12 protein-coding genes and 1 pseudogene are annotated in these 16650 nt (G+C 69.3%); 10 read left to right on the forward strand and 3 right to left on the reverse strand.

All coding sequences use genetic code 11. From position 1 onward, the window contains the following. Positions 1-146: 146 nt before the first annotated feature. Positions 147-1529 (reverse strand): L-serine ammonia-lyase, encoded by a 1383-nt coding sequence (locus VN779_RS15130; protein WP_325723695.1) that lies wholly within the window; start codon positions 1527-1529, stop codon positions 147-149. A 258-nt stretch (positions 1530-1787) separates the two neighbouring features. On the opposite strand from VN779_RS15130, the gene VN779_RS15135 reads away from it, so the two are divergent. Continuing rightward, positions 1788-4418: a bifunctional FO biosynthesis protein CofGH gene (locus tag VN779_RS15135; protein WP_414639676.1), complete on the forward strand. Its 2631-nt coding sequence runs from the start codon at positions 1788-1790 to the stop codon at positions 4416-4418. 4 nt (positions 4419-4422) lie between these two features. Then, on the forward strand, positions 4423-5271 hold the full coding sequence (locus VN779_RS15140; RefSeq protein ID WP_325723699.1) for a DUF1028 domain-containing protein: 849 nt from the start codon (positions 4423-4425) through the stop codon (positions 5269-5271). A 157-nt stretch (positions 5272-5428) separates the two neighbouring features. On the opposite strand, the gene VN779_RS15145 is transcribed toward VN779_RS15140, so the two are convergent. After that, a complete protein-coding gene (locus tag VN779_RS15145) occupies positions 5429-6427 on the reverse strand; it encodes a slipin family protein (protein WP_325723701.1) in 999 nt (332 codons plus the stop codon). 273 nt (positions 6428-6700) lie between these two features. Here VN779_RS15145 and thrS point away from each other — a divergent pair, with 273 nt between their 5' ends. From thrS to VN779_RS15160, 3 genes are all read left to right on the forward strand, one after another. After that, a complete protein-coding gene (thrS, locus tag VN779_RS15150) occupies positions 6701-8704 on the forward strand; it encodes a threonine--tRNA ligase (RefSeq protein WP_325723703.1) in 2004 nt (667 codons plus the stop codon). A gap of 97 nt (positions 8705-8801) precedes the next feature. Continuing rightward, on the forward strand, positions 8802-9419 hold the full coding sequence (locus VN779_RS15155; protein WP_325723705.1) for an HIT family protein: 618 nt from the start codon (positions 8802-8804) through the stop codon (positions 9417-9419). Between the two features lie 10 nt (positions 9420-9429). Continuing rightward, positions 9430-9861, forward strand: coding sequence for a hypothetical protein (locus VN779_RS15160; RefSeq protein WP_325723707.1), 432 nt, complete (start codon positions 9430-9432; stop codon positions 9859-9861). Positions 9862-9864: 3 nt separating this feature from the next. Here the strand turns inward: VN779_RS15160 and VN779_RS15165 are convergent, their stop codons facing one another. Further along, on the reverse strand, positions 9865-12045 hold the full coding sequence (locus tag VN779_RS15165) for an elongation factor G-like protein EF-G2 (protein WP_325723709.1): 2181 nt from the start codon (positions 12043-12045) through the stop codon (positions 9865-9867). A gap of 377 nt (positions 12046-12422) precedes the next feature. On the opposite strand from VN779_RS15165, the gene pgsA reads away from it, so the two are divergent. The 5 genes and pseudogenes from pgsA to VN779_RS15190 all read left to right on the forward strand — a co-directional run. Then, positions 12423-13094 carry a phosphatidylinositol phosphate synthase gene (gene pgsA, locus VN779_RS15170; protein ID WP_325723711.1) on the forward strand — a complete coding sequence of 224 codons (672 nt, stop codon included), beginning with the start codon at positions 12423-12425 and terminating at the stop codon, positions 13092-13094. Further along, positions 13091-14014: a phosphatidylinositol mannoside acyltransferase gene (locus VN779_RS15175; RefSeq protein ID WP_325723713.1), complete on the forward strand. Its 924-nt coding sequence runs from the start codon at positions 13091-13093 to the stop codon at positions 14012-14014. The genes pgsA and VN779_RS15175 overlap by 4 nt, the downstream gene beginning before the upstream one ends. A gap of 43 nt (positions 14015-14057) precedes the next feature. Further along, positions 14058-15338 (forward strand): glycosyltransferase family 4 protein, encoded by a 1281-nt coding sequence (locus VN779_RS15180; RefSeq protein WP_325723715.1) that lies wholly within the window; start codon positions 14058-14060, stop codon positions 15336-15338. Further along, the gene (locus VN779_RS15185) at positions 15335-15889 is read left to right on the forward strand and encodes a hypothetical protein (RefSeq protein ID WP_325723717.1); all 555 of its coding nucleotides are present in this window, start codon (positions 15335-15337) and stop codon (positions 15887-15889) included. Before VN779_RS15180 ends, VN779_RS15185 begins: the two co-directional genes overlap by 4 nt. A gap of 176 nt (positions 15890-16065) precedes the next feature. After that, positions 16066-16650: pseudogene (locus VN779_RS15190) on the forward strand (pyridoxal 5'-phosphate synthase lyase subunit PdxS); the annotation flags it as partial.

Raw genomic sequence — 16650 nt, forward strand, 5'->3', positions numbered from 1 at the left:
GTTTCGCCGGGGCCGCGACGCCTGCCACGCACGCTCGCTGCGTTGGCGAAGCGTCCGCAGATGCCCGATATGAGGACGCTCCGCCGCCTTGCGATCGCACGCGCCAGACGCCGCGGCCTTGTCCGACGCTACTTCTTACACCCGGCCTAGCACTCGATGACGTTGACCGCGAGGCCGCCGCGCGCGGTCTCCTTGTACTTGACCTTCATGTCGGCGCCGGTCTCCTTCATGGTCTTGATGACCTTGTCCAGCGAGACGTGATGGCGGCCGTCGCCGCGCAGAGCCATGCGCGCGGCGGTGACGGCCTTGACCGCGGCCATGCCATTGCGCTCGATGCACGGGATCTGCACCAGGCCGCCGACCGGGTCGCAGGTGAGGCCCAGGTTGTGCTCCATGCCGATCTCGGCAGCGTTCTCGACCTGCTCGGGGCTCGCGCCCAGCACCTCGGCGAGGCCGCCGGCGGCCATCGAACAGGCCGAGCCGACCTCGCCCTGGCAGCCGACCTCAGCGCCGGAGATGCTCGCGTTTTCCTTGTAGAGCATGCCGATCGCGCCGGCCGCGAGCAGAAATCTGATGATGCCTTCGTCGTCCGCGCCAGGGATGAATGTCGTGTAGTAGAGCAGGACCGCGGGGATGATGCCGGCCGCTCCGTTCGTCGGCGCCGTCACCACGCGCCCGCCTGCCGCGTTTTCCTCGTTGACCGCCATCGCGTAGAGCGTTACCCACTCCATCGCGTTCGCCGGGGTCGTGCCCTCCGCCCTTAGCGCCCTCGCCGCGATGGCTGCCCTACGGCGCACCTTGAGACCGCCCGGCAGAATGCCCTCGCGCGTCATGCCACGTTCTACGCACTCGCGCATCACTCGCCAGATCTCCAGCAGCCCGGTGCGGATTTGCTCCTCGCTGCGCCAGGCCAGTTCGTTCTCCAGCATCAGCGCGGAGATCGACAGGCCGGTCTCGCGGGTGAGCCGCAGCAGTTCTTCCCCTGTGCGGAAGGGGTGCCGCAGGACCGTGTCGTCCGGGACGATCCGGTCGGCTCCGATCTTGTCCTCATCGACGACGAAGCCGCCGCCCACCGAGTAGTACGTCTTCTCCAGCAGTGGAAGTCCAGCTGCGTCGTACGCGCAGAGCGTCATGCCGTTCGCGTGGTAGGGGAGCGCGCGCCTGCGGTGCAGGATCAGTTGCTCCTGCTCGTCGAACGCGATCTCGTGGGCCGCGCCGAGTTCGTGACCCAGCAACCGCAGCCTGCCGCTCTGCCTGATCCGCGCGACGTCCACGTCAGCCTGCCCCAGGTCCACCGTGCGCGGTGAGTTGCCTTCGAGGCCAAGCAGCACTGCTCGCGGCGTGCCGTGCCCGTGGCCGGTCGCGCCGAGTGAACCGAATAGTTCCGCGCGGACGGTCGCGGCTTGGGCGAGCAGCCCCTCGGACTTGAGCCGGCGCGCGAACATGCGCGCGGCCCGCATCGGTCCGACCGTGTGTGAACTCGACGGCCCGATGCCGATCGAGAACAGGTCGAACACGCTGATCGCCATTGATCACTCCCTGGTTGAGACGTCGTTCAGGGTAACTCGGCGGCGGGCGCCTGACCCAAAGGCGCAGACGGCGAGCGCTCGGCGATGAAGCGCCTTCCTCAAACTGGTCGCCGGGACAGGGAAGGATAGGAGCCGTGCCCCGGTTCGCATGAGGGCATGAGCATGGCACGAGCCGCACGGGCACGGGCGGCGGGCGCGAGCAGTGGAGCAGTGGAGGCGTGGATGGTTGAGCAGCGGCACGAGCCGACGCGGACGGGGATGCGGCGCGCGCTGCACCGCGCCGACCAGGGTGTCGCCCTGGATCAGGCCGAGGCCGAGGTGCTGCTACAGGCCCGCGGCGAGGACCTCAAGGCTCTTTCGTCCATCGCTGGGCGTCTGCGTGATGCGGGGTTGGCGGAGGCCGGGCGTCCAGGCGTCATCACGTACTCGCGCAAGGTCTTCATACCTCTCACCCGGCTGTGCCGCGATCGCTGCGGTTACTGCACCTTCGTCACGGTCCCCGGCAAGCTGCGGCGTGAAGGCCATGGCATGTACCTATCGCCGGACGAAGTACTGGACATTGCCCGTAAGGGCGCAGCGCTCGGCTGTAAGGAAGCGCTGTTCACGTTAGGCGACCGGCCCGAGGACCGTTGGCCGGAAGCGCGCGAGTGGCTCGACGCCCACGGCTACGACGACACGCTCGCCTACGTACGCGCGATGGCTGTGCGCGTGCTGGAGGAAACAGGGCTGCTGCCACATCTCAACCCCGGCGTGCTGAGCTGGACGGACTTCCAGCGACTCAAGCCGGTCGCGCCGTCGATGGGCATGATGCTGGAGACGACCGCGACCCGCCTGTGGTCCGAGCCCGGCGGCCCGCACTACGGCTCGCCGGACAAGGAACCGGCGGTTCGCCTGCGGGTGCTTGAGGACGCTGGGCGATCGAACGTCCCGTTCACGACCGGGTTGCTGATCGGGATCGGCGAGACGTACGCGGAAAGGGCAGACGCGCTGTTCGCGATCCGCCGCGTCCAACGCCAGTACCAGGGCATTCAAGAGATCATCATCCAGAACTTCCGCGCGAAGCCTGATACGGCGATGCGGCGGACCGCTGACGCCGATCTGGATGAGCTGGCGGCGGCGATCGCCGTTGCCCGGTTGATTCTCGGCCCGGCCGCGCGCATCCAGGCCCCGCCGAACCTGGTCGGCGAACAATACGCTCAGATGATTGACGCGGGCATCGACGACTGGGGTGGCGTCTCCCCGCTGACGCCGGATCACGTCAATCCGGAGCGTCCGTGGCCGCACATCGAGGAGCTGGCCGCGCGGACGGCTGACCTCGGGTTCACCCTCCGCGAGCGACTAACGATCTATCCGGAGTTCGTCAAGCGCGGCGAGCCCTGGCTCGATCCGCGTCTCGTGCCGCACGTGCGCGCGCTCGTCGATCCGGCGACCGGACTCGCCGACGAGGACGCGATCGTGGAGGGGCGCGCATGGCAGGAGCCCGAGGCGGTTCTCAGCGCGTCCGGCCGTACCGATCTTCATACCGCGATTGACGCGGAAGGGCGCACCGACGACCGGCGTGGCGACTTCGATGCGGTGTACGGGGACTGGGAGGAACTGCGGGAGTCGGAATCGGTACGGCGCGGCAGTGGAAATCACAACGGCGCGCAGAAGGGGCGAGCCGATGGCCCGGGCGCGCCGATTCGGCTTGATAGTGAGGTGCGCGCGGCGTTGTCGGTCGCGGCTGACGACCCGACGCGGCTGACAGACGCTCAGGCGCTCGCCCTGTTCAGCACAGCCGCGCACGCCACGCCGGATCATGCCGCCGCGCTCGACGAACTGTGCCGGATCGCGGATGACGTGCGGCGGGCGACGGTGGGGGAGGAGGTGACGTTCCTCGTTACAAGGAACATCAACTTCACCAACGTTTGCTACACCGGCTGCCGGTTTTGCGCCTTCGCTCAGCGTCGCACCGATGCCGATGCGTACACGCTCTCCCTCGACCAGGTCGCCGACCGCGCGCAGCAAGCGTGGGAGGTGGGCGCGACCGAGGTGTGTATGCAGGGCGGCATTCATCCCGACCTGCCCGGTACCGCATACTTCGACATCGCGCGCGCGGTGAAGGAACGCGTTCCAGGCATGCATGTACACGCCTTCTCGCCGATGGAGGTCGCGAACGGAGTTTCCCGTACGGGGATGTCGATCCGGGACTGGCTAACCGCGGCGCGCGAATCCGGGCTCGACACTATTCCGGGTACTGCGGCCGAGATCCTGGATGACGAGGTGCGCTGGGTCCTGACCAAAGGCAAGCTGCCGGCCGCGGCCTGGGTGGAAATCGTCGAGACCGCGCACAGCGTCGGCCTGCGCTCCTCCTCCACGATGATGTACGGCCACGTCGACGAGCCGCGGCACTGGGTCGGCCACCTGCGCCTGCTCGCCGACATGCAGCGCCGAAACCTCGACCGCGGCCACGCCGGCTTCACCGAGTTCGTGACGCTGCCGTTCGTGCACACCAACGCGCCGGTGTACCTGGCCGGCATCGCCCGCCCCGGCCCGACCATGGCCGAGAACCGGGCCGTGACCGCGATGGCCCGGCTGCTGCTGCACCCGCTGATCCCCAACATCCAGACCAGCTGGGTCAAGCTCGGCCCGGACGGCGCGGCCGAGATGCTGCGCAGCGGGGCCAACGACCTCGGCGGCACACTCATGGAGGAGACCATCTCGCGGATGGCCGGCTCGTCCTACGGCAGCTATAAGTCAGTACACGAAATCAAGGCGATTGCCGCCGCGGCCGGGCGGCCGACCCGGCAGCGCGGCACAACCTACGGCGACGTGTCCGAGGAGCGGGTCGCGACCGGCGAACGATTCGACGGCCATCTTCCGCAACTGCTGCCGGTCTTGGAAAACTGAGCGCATGACCTTCTCCATAGTCGCCCGCAGCGCAGACGGCCGGCACTTCGGCGTCGCGGTGGCCTCCAAGTTCCTCGCCGTCGGCGCCATGGTCCCGGCCGCCGCGGTCTCCCGCGAAGGCCGGCCGGGCGGCGCCCTGGCCACCCAGGCCCTGGCGAACCTGCGCTACCGGGACGAAGGGCTGCGGCTGCTGGCGGAGGGCCGCAGCGCGAAAGCGACCGTCGAGGAACTGACCAGCGCGGACGAGCTGGCCTCCGAGCGCCAGCTCGGCGTCGTGGACGCGGATGGCCAGGCGGCGACGTACACCGGCCCCGGCTGCCTGCCCTGGGCCGGCGGCGCGACCGGGTACGGCTACGCGATCCAGGGCAACATCCTGGCCGGCTCGCGCGTGGTGGCGCTGATGGAGGAGGCGTGGCTGGCCTCCGATCAGCGCGGACCGCTGGCCCGCAGGCTGCTCGCGGCGCTGACGGCCGGGGACAAGGTCGGCGGCGACAGCCGGGGCAAGCAGAGCGCGGCGCTGTACGTGGTCGCGGCTGGCGAGGGGTACGACGGCAGCGACGTGCTGGTCGACCTGCGTGTCGACGACCACGAGGAGCCGGTGGCCGAGCTGGCCCGGCTGCTTGACGTGCACGAGCTGCTGTTCGGCAAGCCCGACCCCGAGACGCTGCTCCCTCTCGAGGGCGAGCTGGCCGGGGAGGTCTCCAGGCTGCTGTCCGAGCGGGGCTTCACCGGCGAGCTGGGCAAGGCGCTGGGCAGCTGGGGCGGCCGGGAGAACCTGGAGATGCGCCTGGTGGAGGGCAAAATCGACCCGGTCGTGCTGGACTACCTGCGTAACGGTCCGGCTGGCGGGTAGCCGAGTAAAGCAGAGTCCTGTGTCCGGATGCAACGGACACAGGACATCAGACGCTGTGCTATGCCAGGGCAGGCTGGGACTGACGTGACCCGGCGGATGCGGTGTCCGATTGAACCGGACACCGCAGGTCCGGCTTGGTTCGCTTGGCCTCGTTGCGTTACGCGCTCGCCGCCCGCGCGCCGTCTGATGACTGCGCCTCGGCCCGCTTGAGCTCCTCCTCGATCGGGTCGGGCACGCTCGCGTTCTCCGACACCGGTGCCACCTCGGGCAGCGCCGGGATCTCGGGCGATTCGATCTGCTCCGGCTTGACCGGGGCGGTCAGCTCGGCCGCCTCCTCGTCCGCGTCGATCGCGCGGTTGCGGCTCCGGTTCCCGGCCCGCGCCTCGGCGGCGCGCTCAGCGTGCGGCAGCGACGAGTGCTCGAGGAAGCGCAGCAGTTCCACCGGGAACGGCAGGATCACCGTGGACGACTTCTCCGAGGCGACCTCGACCATCGTCTGCAACAGGCGCAACTGCAACGCCGCCGGGCTGTCTGACATCACGTCGGCCGCCTGCGCCAGCTTCTTGGAGGCCTGGAGCTCGCCGTCGGCGGTGATGATGCGAGCGCGCCGCTCCCGGTCCGCCTCCGCCTGCCTGGCCATCGTGCGCTTCATCGACTCGGGCAGCGCGACGTCCTTGATCTCCACCCGGTCGATGTGGATGCCCCAGCCCACCGCCGGCGAGTCCAACATCAGCGCCAGGCCCTGGTTCAGCGGCTCCCGGTTGGTCAGCAGGTCGTCCAGCTCGGACTTGCCGATGATCGACCGCAGCGAGGTCTGCGCGACCTGCCCGATCGCGAACTGGTAGTCCTGCACCTCGACCAGGGCCCGCACGGGGTCGACCACGCGGAAGTACACGACCGCGTCGACGCGCACCGTCACGTTGTCGCGCGTGATGCCCTCCTGCGCGGGCACCGGCATCGTCACGATCTGCGTGTTGACCCGCACCAGCTTGTCGGAGAAGGGCACCAGCATGGCGATTCCGGCCTCTCGCGGCCGACCGAGCACCTTCCCCCAGCGGAACACCACGCCCCGCTCGAACTGCCGCACGACTCGGAACCGCGGACGACCGAACAGCGCCGCCACGGCTACTACGGCGATCGCTATCTCGACACCCACCGTGCGTCACCCCAATCCAGGATGATCAATTGAATTGTTCTTTTTCGTACCCCGTCGACGTCACGCCGTAGCCCATCGTAAGCCTGCGTATCCGTCTACGTACACGGCCCTGCGGCACCGATGGGTTCAGAGCGATCGACCGCCCGGTGGTGTGCGCCGCCCCGAAATGCGGTCATGTCTGGGCCACCGCTGTCGGTACGATCGTGCAGAGCAGCGCACCTCCGCGCCGCGCCGGAAGTAGACGAAGCAGAGCAGACGAACAAGGAGACCACGGTGTCCGAGATCCGGGTGACCATCGACCGCCAAGCCGAACGGGCCGAGCGGACGGTCACTACGGGCACGACCGTCGGCGACCTTTTCGCCGCGGAGTTCGGCGGCGACCGCTCCAACATCGCCGCGCGCCTGCACGCGGCGGGTTCCGCGCACGGCGTGCTGATCGACCTCGCCAGGCCGCTCGCCGACGGCGACGTGATCGCCCCGGTCGCGATCGACTCCGAGGACGGGCGCGCGATCCTGCGGCACTCCACCGCGCATGTGATGGCGCAGGCGGTGCAGGAAGTCTTCCCCGAGGCCAAGCTCGGCATCGGCCCGCCGATCAAGGACGGGTTCTACTACGACTTCCAGGTCGAGCGGCCCTTCACCCCGGAGGACCTCAAGACCATCGAGCAGCGCATGCAGGCGATCGTCAAGCAAGGCCAGCGCTTCTCCCGCCGCGCCGTCTCCGACGACGACGCGCGCGCCGAGTTGGCCGCCGAGCCGTTCAAGCTGGAGCTGATCGGCCTGAAGGGCTCCGCCGCGAACGCCGCCGACGGCGCCTCGGCCGAGGTCGGCGCGGGTGAGCTGACCATCTACGACAACCTCGACCCCAAATCCGGCGAGCTGTGCTGGAAGGACCTGTGCCGCGGTCCGCACCTGCCGACCACCCGTAACATCCCCGCGTTCAAGCTGATGCGCTCGGCCGCCGCGTACTGGCGCGGCAGCGAGAAGAACCCGCAGCTTCAGCGGATCTACGGCACCGCGTGGGAATCGAGGGACGCCCTCAAGGCGCACCTGGAATTCCTCGCCGAGGCGGAGAAGCGCGACCACCGCAAGCTCGGCACCGAGCTTGACCTGTTCTCCATCCCGGACCAGATCGGCTCTGGCCTCGCGGTGTTCCACCCCAAGGGCGGCACCGTGCGCATGGCGATGGAGGAGTACTCCCGCCGCCGGCACGAGGAGGCGGGGTACGAGTTCGTATACACCCCGCACACCACCAAGGGCACCCTCTACGAGACCTCTGGCCACCTGGACTGGTACGCCGACGGCATGTACCCGCCCATGGAGCTGGACGAGGGCGTCAAGTACTACATGAAGCCGATGAACTGCCCGATGCACAACCTGATCTTCGACGCGCGCGGCCGCTCTTACCGCGAGCTGCCGCTGCGGCTGTTCGAGTTCGGGACGGTGTACCGGTACGAGAAGTCCGGCGTCGTGCACGGCCTGACCAGGGCCCGCGGCTTCACCCAGGACGACGCGCACATCTACTGCACCGTGGAGCAGATGCCAGGTGAGCTGGACAGCCTGCTCACCTTCGTGCTGAACCTGCTGCGCGACTACGGCCTGAACGACTTCTACCTGGAGCTGTCCACCCGCGACCCGGAGAAGTCCATCGGCACCGACGAGGCCTGGGCCGAGGCCACCGAGGCGCTGCGCCAGGCCGCGCTCAAGCAGGAACTCGAGCTGGTCGACGACCCGGGTGGCGCGGCGTTCTACGGACCGAAGATCTCGGTGCAGGCCAGGGATGCGATCGGGCGCACCTGGCAGCTCTCGACCATCCAGGTCGACTTCAACCAGCCCGAGCGCTTCGGCCTCGAGTACACCGGCGCGGACGGCGCCCGCCACCAGCCGGTGATGATCCACCGCGCGCTGTTCGGCTCGATCGAGCGGTTCTTCGCGATCCTGCTGGAGCACTACGCGGGCGCGTTCCCGGCCTGGCTGGCCCCGGTGCAGGTGACCGGAATTCCGATCACCGACACGCACGTGGCGTACCTCGACGAGATCGCCGCCAAGCTGCGCGCTCAGGGCATCCGCGTCGAGGTGGACGCGTCGGACGACCGCATGCAGAAGAAGATCCGCAACGCGCAGAAGGCCAAGGTGCCCTACATGCTGCTGGCCGGAGACGAGGACGCGGCAAAGGGCGCGGTCTCGTTCCGTTACCGCAGCGGTGAGCAGAAGAACGGCGTGCCGGTCGACGAGGCCGTCGCCGAGATCGTCGCGGCGGTGCGCGAACGGCGCTGACCCGCCGAGGCTCGCTCCCGTGCGGGCTCTCGCAGGCCGGTCACCAACCAGGCACGGTCGTGACCGGCCCCGAGGCTCACCCAATATGCTGGCCGCTATGGATGCGCGGATGCAGACCGAGCGGCAGGCAGGTGTTCAGGACGGCGCCGACGGCACCGGTTCCGGCTCCGGTCAGCCTGACGGTCCCGGCGTGCCCGACGACGTCGAGCGGCTGTGGATGCCGCACCGCATGGCGTACATCAAAGGTGAGAACAAGCCGGAAAGCACCGAGGCCGGCGACGGCTGCCCGTTCTGCCGGGTGCCCACGCTCAGCGACGAGCAGGGGCTTATTGTCGAGCGCGGAAAACTCGTCTACGCGGTCCTCAATCTTTATCCGTACAGCCCCGGTCACCTGCTCATCTGCCCATACCGGCACATCGCCGACTACACCGAGCTGTCCTTGGACGAGACCGCCGAACTCGCCGCGTTCACCAAGCAGGGCATGGCCGCGCTGCGTGCCGCCTCGAACCCGCACGGCTTCAACCTGGGCATGAATCAGGGCACCGTCGCCGGGGCGGGCATCGCCGCGCACCTGCACCAGCACATCGTGCCGCGCTGGGGCGGCGACGCGAACTTCATGCCGGTGATCGGCCGTACCAGGGTTCTGCCGCAACTGCTCGCCGACACCCGCGATCTGCTAGCGCGGCATTGGTCCGCGGACACCGACGCCTCTTAAGATCATTTGCATGCACGCCACCCTCGCGCTGCCGACCGGCCGGCTCATCGTCGGCGATCCGAGCGCGCTGTTCGGTGACGCCAAACCGCTCGACCTCACGCTGCCGCCGGGCGAATATCAGGTATCCGCAAACGCGTCTGGGCTCGAACTGCGCGTCGCTGAGGACGAACCGGTGCGGTGGGAGACGGCGGCGCCTGGATTCGACGCACCGTCAGGTTACCTATGCCTGCTCGACGAATCCGCGCTCACCGAGTTCACCGACCTCGGCGACGAGCCGGTCGACGAGTACGAACTGCTCACCGAGCGGCTGCGCGAACACCCCGGCGAACCGGTCGAGTACTCCGGGCTGGTCGTCTTCCCGATCCGTGCCGACCGGGTACTGGCCCTGCGGGCCGGGTGCGACCGGACTGGCCGGTGCACCCGGATCACCGCGCAGTTCTGACGATCAGGACGCCGACTCGGCCAGGATCTTCGCCGCGACCTGAGGCGGCATGGCCTCGTGCCGTAGGTATTCGCGCGTGAACACGCCGGTGCCGTGCGAGAGGGAGCGCAGCTCCACCGGGTAACGCGACAGCTCGGTCTCCGGCACCTCCGCGCGCACCAGCGTGCGTCCAGACGAGTCGGGTTCGGTGCCAAGCACCCGGCCGCGCCGTCCCGACAGGTCACCCATCACCGCGCCGAGGAATTCGTCCGCTACCCGGATCTCCACCGCGTCGACCGGTTCCAGTAGCGCGCCGGTGATCTTCGCCGCCGCGTCCTTGAGCGCCAGCGCGCCGGCCGTCTGGAACGCCATGTCGGAGGAGTCCACCGAGTGCGCCTTGCCGTCGAACAGCGTCACGCGCACGTCGACCAGCGGGTATCCGGCGAAAACGCCCCGCTCAAGCTGCGTGCGCACGCCCTTCTCCACCGACGGGATGAACTGCCGCGGGACCGCGCCGCCGACCACCTTGTCCACGAACTCGAAGCCCCCGCCGTTCGGCAGCGGCTCGACTTGGATGTCGCAGATCGCGTACTGACCGTGCCCGCCGGACTGCTTGACGTGCCGCCCGTGCCCGGACGCGTTACCCGTGAACGTCTCCCGCAGCGAGATGCGGTAAGGCACCGTGTCCACGGCCACGCTGTACCGCGTCGCCAACCGGTCAAGGACCACGTCGCGGTGCGCCTCGCCCATGCACCACAGCACCAGCTGATGCGTCTCCGGGTTGATCTCCAGGCGCAGCGTCGGGTCCTCGGCCACCAGCCGGCCCAGCGCCTGCCCAAGCTTGTCCTCGTCCGACTTCGCCTTCGCCAGCACCGCCACCGGCAACAGCGGATCGGGCATCACCCACGGCTCCATCAGCGCCGGGTCGTCCTTCGCCGAGAGCGTGTCGCCGGTTTCGGCGTGTGCCAGCTTCGCGACCGCCACGATGTCGCCGGCCACCGCCTGCTGGATCGTGCGCTGCACCTTGCCCAGCGGGCAGGAGAGCGCGCCGACCTTCTCGTCCACGTCGTGATCCGGGTGACCGCGCTCGGCCCGGCCGTGCCCCGACACGTGCACGGGCTGCTCCGGGTGCAGCGTCCCGGAGAACACCCGCACCAGCGAGATCCGCCCGACGTATGGGTCCGAGGTCGTCTTGACCACCTCGGCCACCAGCGGACCGTTCGGATCGCACTCCAGTGGCGACTTCGGCCCGCCGCTCGGCGTGGTGACCGCCGGGATCAAGTGCTCGCCGGGGGCCGGGAACGCCTTCGTCATCAGCTCAAGCAGCTCGATCGCGCCGACCCGGATAGCGCCGTCGTCCGCGCCTTCGTGCGGCACCGTGCCCAAGGGCAGCACCGGGTAGAAGTGGCCGCGGGCCACCGCGGTTTCCAGATCATCGATCAGTACCTTGACGTCGATCTGCTCGCCGCCGAGGTAACGGTCCATCAGAGATTCGTCCTCGCTCTCCGCGATGATCCCCTCGATCAGCGCGTTACGCGGCTCCTCGATCAGCTCCAGGTGCTCCGGATCGGGCTCGTTCTCCACCCGCTGCCCGCCGGTGTAGTCGTAGATCCGCTCCGAAAGCAGGCCCATCACGCCGCCGACCTGCTCATGGTCGTCCAGCAGCGGCAGATAGAGCGGCTGCACCCCGTCCCCGAAGACCCGCTGGCAGATCGCCACCGTCTCGTCGAAATCCGCCCGCGGGCTGTCCAGCTTCGTCACGACGACCGCGCGCGGCATGCCCACCGCCGCGCACTCCTCCCACAGCAGTTGCGTCGCGCCGTCCACGCCGTCCGCCGCCGAGACGACGAACAACGCGGCGTCCGCGGCCCGCAGCCCCGCCCGCAGATCGCCGACGAAGTCCGCGTAACCCGGCGCGTCCAGCAGATTGACCTTGATCGCGCCGAACTCGAGCGGCGCGAGCCCCAGGCTGACCGAGCGGCCGAGCCGGTGTTCGATGTCGTCGCAGTCGGTGACCGTCGATCCGTCCTCCACCCGCCCGGGCCGCCCGATCGTCCCGGTCGCCGCGAGCAGCGACTCAACCAGGGTCGTCTTCCCGGCGCCGGTGTGCCCTACCAGGACCACGTTGCGGACGGACTCCGGCCGCTCGGCCACCGGCGCCTTCGCATCCCTGCCGCCGCGGTTGGCATCCTTCTTCTCGGACATCGCTATCCTCCCGGCGAGTACTGGCCCGCGTCCGCGCTGATCGGCGCGCCCGGCTTCGTCGCCGCGCCGTGCCGATCCGAATTCTCGCGCGTAACGCAGTGTTCAGGTTTTCCTTGCAGACAACTCCTCTTCGAAGCGCCCGACAAGTCCTCTTCAAGCCTTCCACCCGAGCGGGCGTCGCGCGATCCGCCACACCCGGGCGCGCGCCGCGGCATCATCAGGACCTGCGGGCGCGGGCCGGGAACATTCGCGGGCCGCGAACCCAATACGATGGGCGCCGCGGTCCGCTGCCCTGAACCGGGCTCCGGGGGCCACGCCGCCCTAAACACTGCACCGTGCGCAGCGCCCCACGCGCTGCCGACGACGCTGGGACTTCGATGCTGAACCGCTACGCGCGGGCGTTCTTCACCCGCGTGCTCACCCCCACCGCGCAGTTCCTGCTGCGGCGCGGGGTAGGACCCGACACCGTCACCGTCGTCGGCACGCTCGGCGTGGTCGTCTCGGCGCTCGCGCTCTACCCGCGCGGGGAGTTCTTCTGGGGCACCGTCGCGGTCACCTCGTTCATCTTCTCCGACCTGCTCGACGGCACCATGGCCCGGCTGGCCGGGCGGGTGTCCAGGTGGGGCGGTTTCCTCGACGCCACCATGGACCGCTTCGGCGACGCGGCGATCTTCGGCGCTCTGGCCTACTACTTCGCCGGGGTGCGCGACCGGTGGATGTTCGTGCTCGCCCTGATCTGCCTGGTCTCCGGCGCGATCACCTCGTACGCGCGGGCCAAGGCCGAATCGCTCGGCTACGAGTGCTCGGTCGGCGTCGTCGAACGCGGCGAGCGGCTGGTCGGCTCGCTGGTGGCCACTGGTCTGGCCGGGCTCGGCGTGCCGTTCATCCAGGCGATCGCGCTGTGGGGGCTGGCGATCGGATCGACCGTCACCGTCGTGCAACGCATCCTGCACGTGCGCAAGCAGGCCATGGCCGTCGGCCCCGCCGGCCCGGTTAGTCCTGAGAGCCCGGCCGCACCGGGTGAGCCGATCGCGGAGGCAAGCGAATGAGCAACCTGAAGGATGGGGCGACCTACCGCCTCTACGCGTTCGGCTGGGGCGTGGTCAAGCGGCTGCCCGAGCGAACCGCATACCGGCTGTTCGAGCGAGTCGCCGACCGCGTCTGGGCCAAACAGGGCAAGGGCGTCACCCAGTTGGAGCGCAACCTGGCCCGCGTGCTCGGGCCAGAGGCGACCCCAGAAGACATCCGCCGGGTCTCCAAGCAGGCGATGCGCAACTACCTGCGCTACTGGTGCGACACCTTCCGGCTGGAGACGTGGTCGCAGGAGCGGATCGACGCCACCTTCCCGCTCGACGGGCAGGACATCCTGGACAAGGAGTTCGCCGCGGGCAAGGGCGTGGTCCTCGCCCTGCCGCACATGGGCAACTGGGACCACGCGGGAGCCTGGGCCGCCAACCATTTCGGCGGCTTCACCACGGTCGCCGAGCGGCTCAAGCCGGAGCGGCTGTTCGAGCGCTTCCTCGCCTATCGCGAGTCGATCGGCATGGAGGTACTGCCGCTGACCGGCGGCCAGAACACCTTCCTCGGCCTGGTCCGGAGGCTCAAGGCCGGCGGCGTGGTCTGCCTGGTGACCGAGCGCGACCTGACCGCCCGCGGCGTGCCGGTGCGCTTCTTCGGCGAGACCACCAAGCTGCCGGCCGGCTCCGCGGCGCTGGCCGTGTCGACCGGGGCCGCGCTGATGCCGGTGACGCTCTGGTACGAGGCCGGCTACCAGCAGGCGAAGGTTCACCCGAAGATCGAGGTCCCGGCGGAGGGCACCCGCGAGCAGAAGATCGCGGCGATGTGCCAGGCGCTGGTCGACGTCTTCGCGCAGGGCATCGCCGAGCATCCGGCCGACTGGCACATGCTGCAGAAACTCTGGCTGGCCGACCTGGACCCGGCCAAGGCTCCCAAGCCCGCCGCCGAGTGAACGTGAATCCACGGCGCGCGAGACGACGCTCGAGGCCGCGCCCATGAAGATCGGGATCGTCTGCCCCTACGCCTGGGACGTGCCCGGCGGCGTGCAGTTCCACGTGCGCGACCTTGCCGCGCACCTCATCGGCCTTGGCCACGAGGTCTCCGTCCTCGCGCCCGCCGACGACGACACGCCTGTCCCGCCTTACGTCGTCTCGGCCGGACGCGCCGTTCCCGTGCCCTACAACGGCTCGGTCGCGCGCCTGAACTTCGGGTTCCTGTCCGCCGCACGGGTCCGCCGCTGGCTCCACGACGGCGCGTTCGACGTCGTGCACCTGCACGAGCCCGGGACGCCGTCGCTTTCCCTCCTCGCATGCTGGGCCGCCACAGTCCCGATGGTCGCGACCTTCCACACCGCCAATCCCCGCTCCCGCGCAATGACCGCGGCCTATCCGATCCTGCAGCCGGCCCTGGAGAAGATCAACGCGCGGATCGCGGTCAGCGAGTACGCCCGCCGCACCCTCGTCGAACACCTCGGCGGCGACGCGGTGGTGATCCCGAACGGCGTGGACGTCGCCTACTTCGCCGACGCGCAGCCAAGGTCCGAGTGGATCACGCCGGACGGCGACGACGGCCCGGACGGCAAGGGCGGCACGATCGGGTTCATCGGCCGCATCGACGAGCCGCGTAAGGGCCTGCCGGTGCTGCTCGAAGCGTTTCCCGCGATCGTCGACGCCCGGCCCGCCACGCGTCTGCTCGTCGCCGGCCGCGGCGACACCGAGGAGGCGGCGGAGGCGCTGCCCGACGAAGTGCGCGACAACGTGACTTTCCTCGGCATGGTCACCGACGAGGAAAAGGCCGAACTGCTGCGCTCCGTGGACATCTACTGCGCGCCCAATACCGGCGGTGAGTCCTTCGGCATCATTCTGGTCGAGGCGATGAGCGCAGGCGCGCCCGTCCTGGCCACCGATCTGGACGCGTTCTCGCTGGTACTCGAGGGCGGCTCGGCCGGCCAGATGTTCCCCAACAGCGACGCCGCGGCGCTGGCGCAGGCCGCGCTCGGGCTGCTGGCCGCCCCGGACCGCCGCAGCGCCCTGCGGGAAGAGGCGACCCGGTGCGTGCGCAAATACGACTGGTCGGTGGTCGCGGACGACATTCTCTCCGTCTACGAGATGGTCACCGAGTCCAATGCCGAAGTCAGCACCCGGGCCAGCCAAACTCGCGCCAGTCAAACCCGCACCAGTGCCGCGCGCACCGGGACGGCGAGATTCGGACCGCTCGGGAACCTGGGCACGCGGCGCGATGAGCCGCAGGCCGACTCCGATCGGAGCCAGCGGTGAAGCTCGTCCTGACGCAGTACACCGAGATCGCGGTCCTTATCGCGGTCGTCATCCTGCTGATCGGCCTGTATCTAAGCTGGACCGCCACCCGGCTCGACCGGCTGCACGTACGCCTTGACGCTGCGCGTGTCGCCTTGGACGCTCAGCTGGTCCGTCGATCCGCGGCCACCCTGGAACTCGCTCGCTCGGGGCTGCTCGACGTCGCGACCGCCGTCATCCTCGCCACCGCGGCGCGCAGCGCCCAGATCGCGACCGAGGACGAGCGCGAACCGGCCGAATCGGCGCTGACTCGTGACCTGCGCGCGGCGTTCGACGACCCCGAGGAACTTGCGCAGGTGCGCGCGACGCCAGAGGGCGCGGACCTGGTCCAAGAGCTAGGCGGGGCGATGCGCAGGGTCCAGCTTGCGCGGCGCTTCCATAACGAATCGGTGCGCGCGGTACGCCAGATCCGCGGTTACCGCCGGGTGCGGTACTTCCGCCTGGCTGGTCGTGCCCCCGAGAAACCGACTTTCGAAATCGACGACGAGCCCCCCGCGGTCTTCTCTCGCTAAGGCACGGGCCTAAGCCGACGCGTTCTCCCGGTAAGAGTCACTCCCTCTCACCGCCCCGCACTGCGTAAGCCTGAGGTGGGGCGCTTCTAACAAGCCGTGAGCCGGAATCATGCTCATCACGTCATAAGATGGATGCGTCACCATCACGTCCGAGTCACCCGCGAGCGAGGTTAGCTGTGTCCACCACCCCCACTCCCGGCCAGGCCGACGCGGCCCCACAGCTCGGTACGGCCCGCGTCAAGCGCGGCATGGCCGAGATGCTCAAGGGCGGCGTCATCATGGACGTGGTCACCCCCGAGCAGGCGAAGATCGCCGAGGACGCCGGCGCGGTAGCGGTCATGGCGCTTGAGCGCGTCCCGGCCGACATCCGCAAGGACGGCGGCGTGGCCCGCATGTCCGACCCGGACATGATCGACGGCATCATCGCCGCCGTTTCCATCCCGGTCATGGCCAAGGCCCGGATCGGGCACTTCGTCGAGGCCCAGGTGCTCCAGTCGCTCGGCGTCGACTACATCGACGAGTCCGAGGTGCTGACTCCCGCCGACGAGACCCACCACATCGACAAATGGGCCTTCACCGTCCCGTTCGTGTGCGGCGCGACCAACCTCGGCGAGGCGCTGCGCCGGATCGCCGAGGGCGCCGCGATGATCCGCTCCAAGGGCGAGGCGGGCACCGGCAACGTGGTCGAGGCCACCCGGCACATGCGTCAGATCCGCGCCGACATCCGCCGGCTGAGCACGCTCGACGAGTCCGAGCTGTTC

Source organism: Actinocrinis sp., assembly GCF_035605935.1.
GTDB lineage: Bacteria > Actinomycetota > Actinomycetes > Streptomycetales > Catenulisporaceae > Actinocrinis.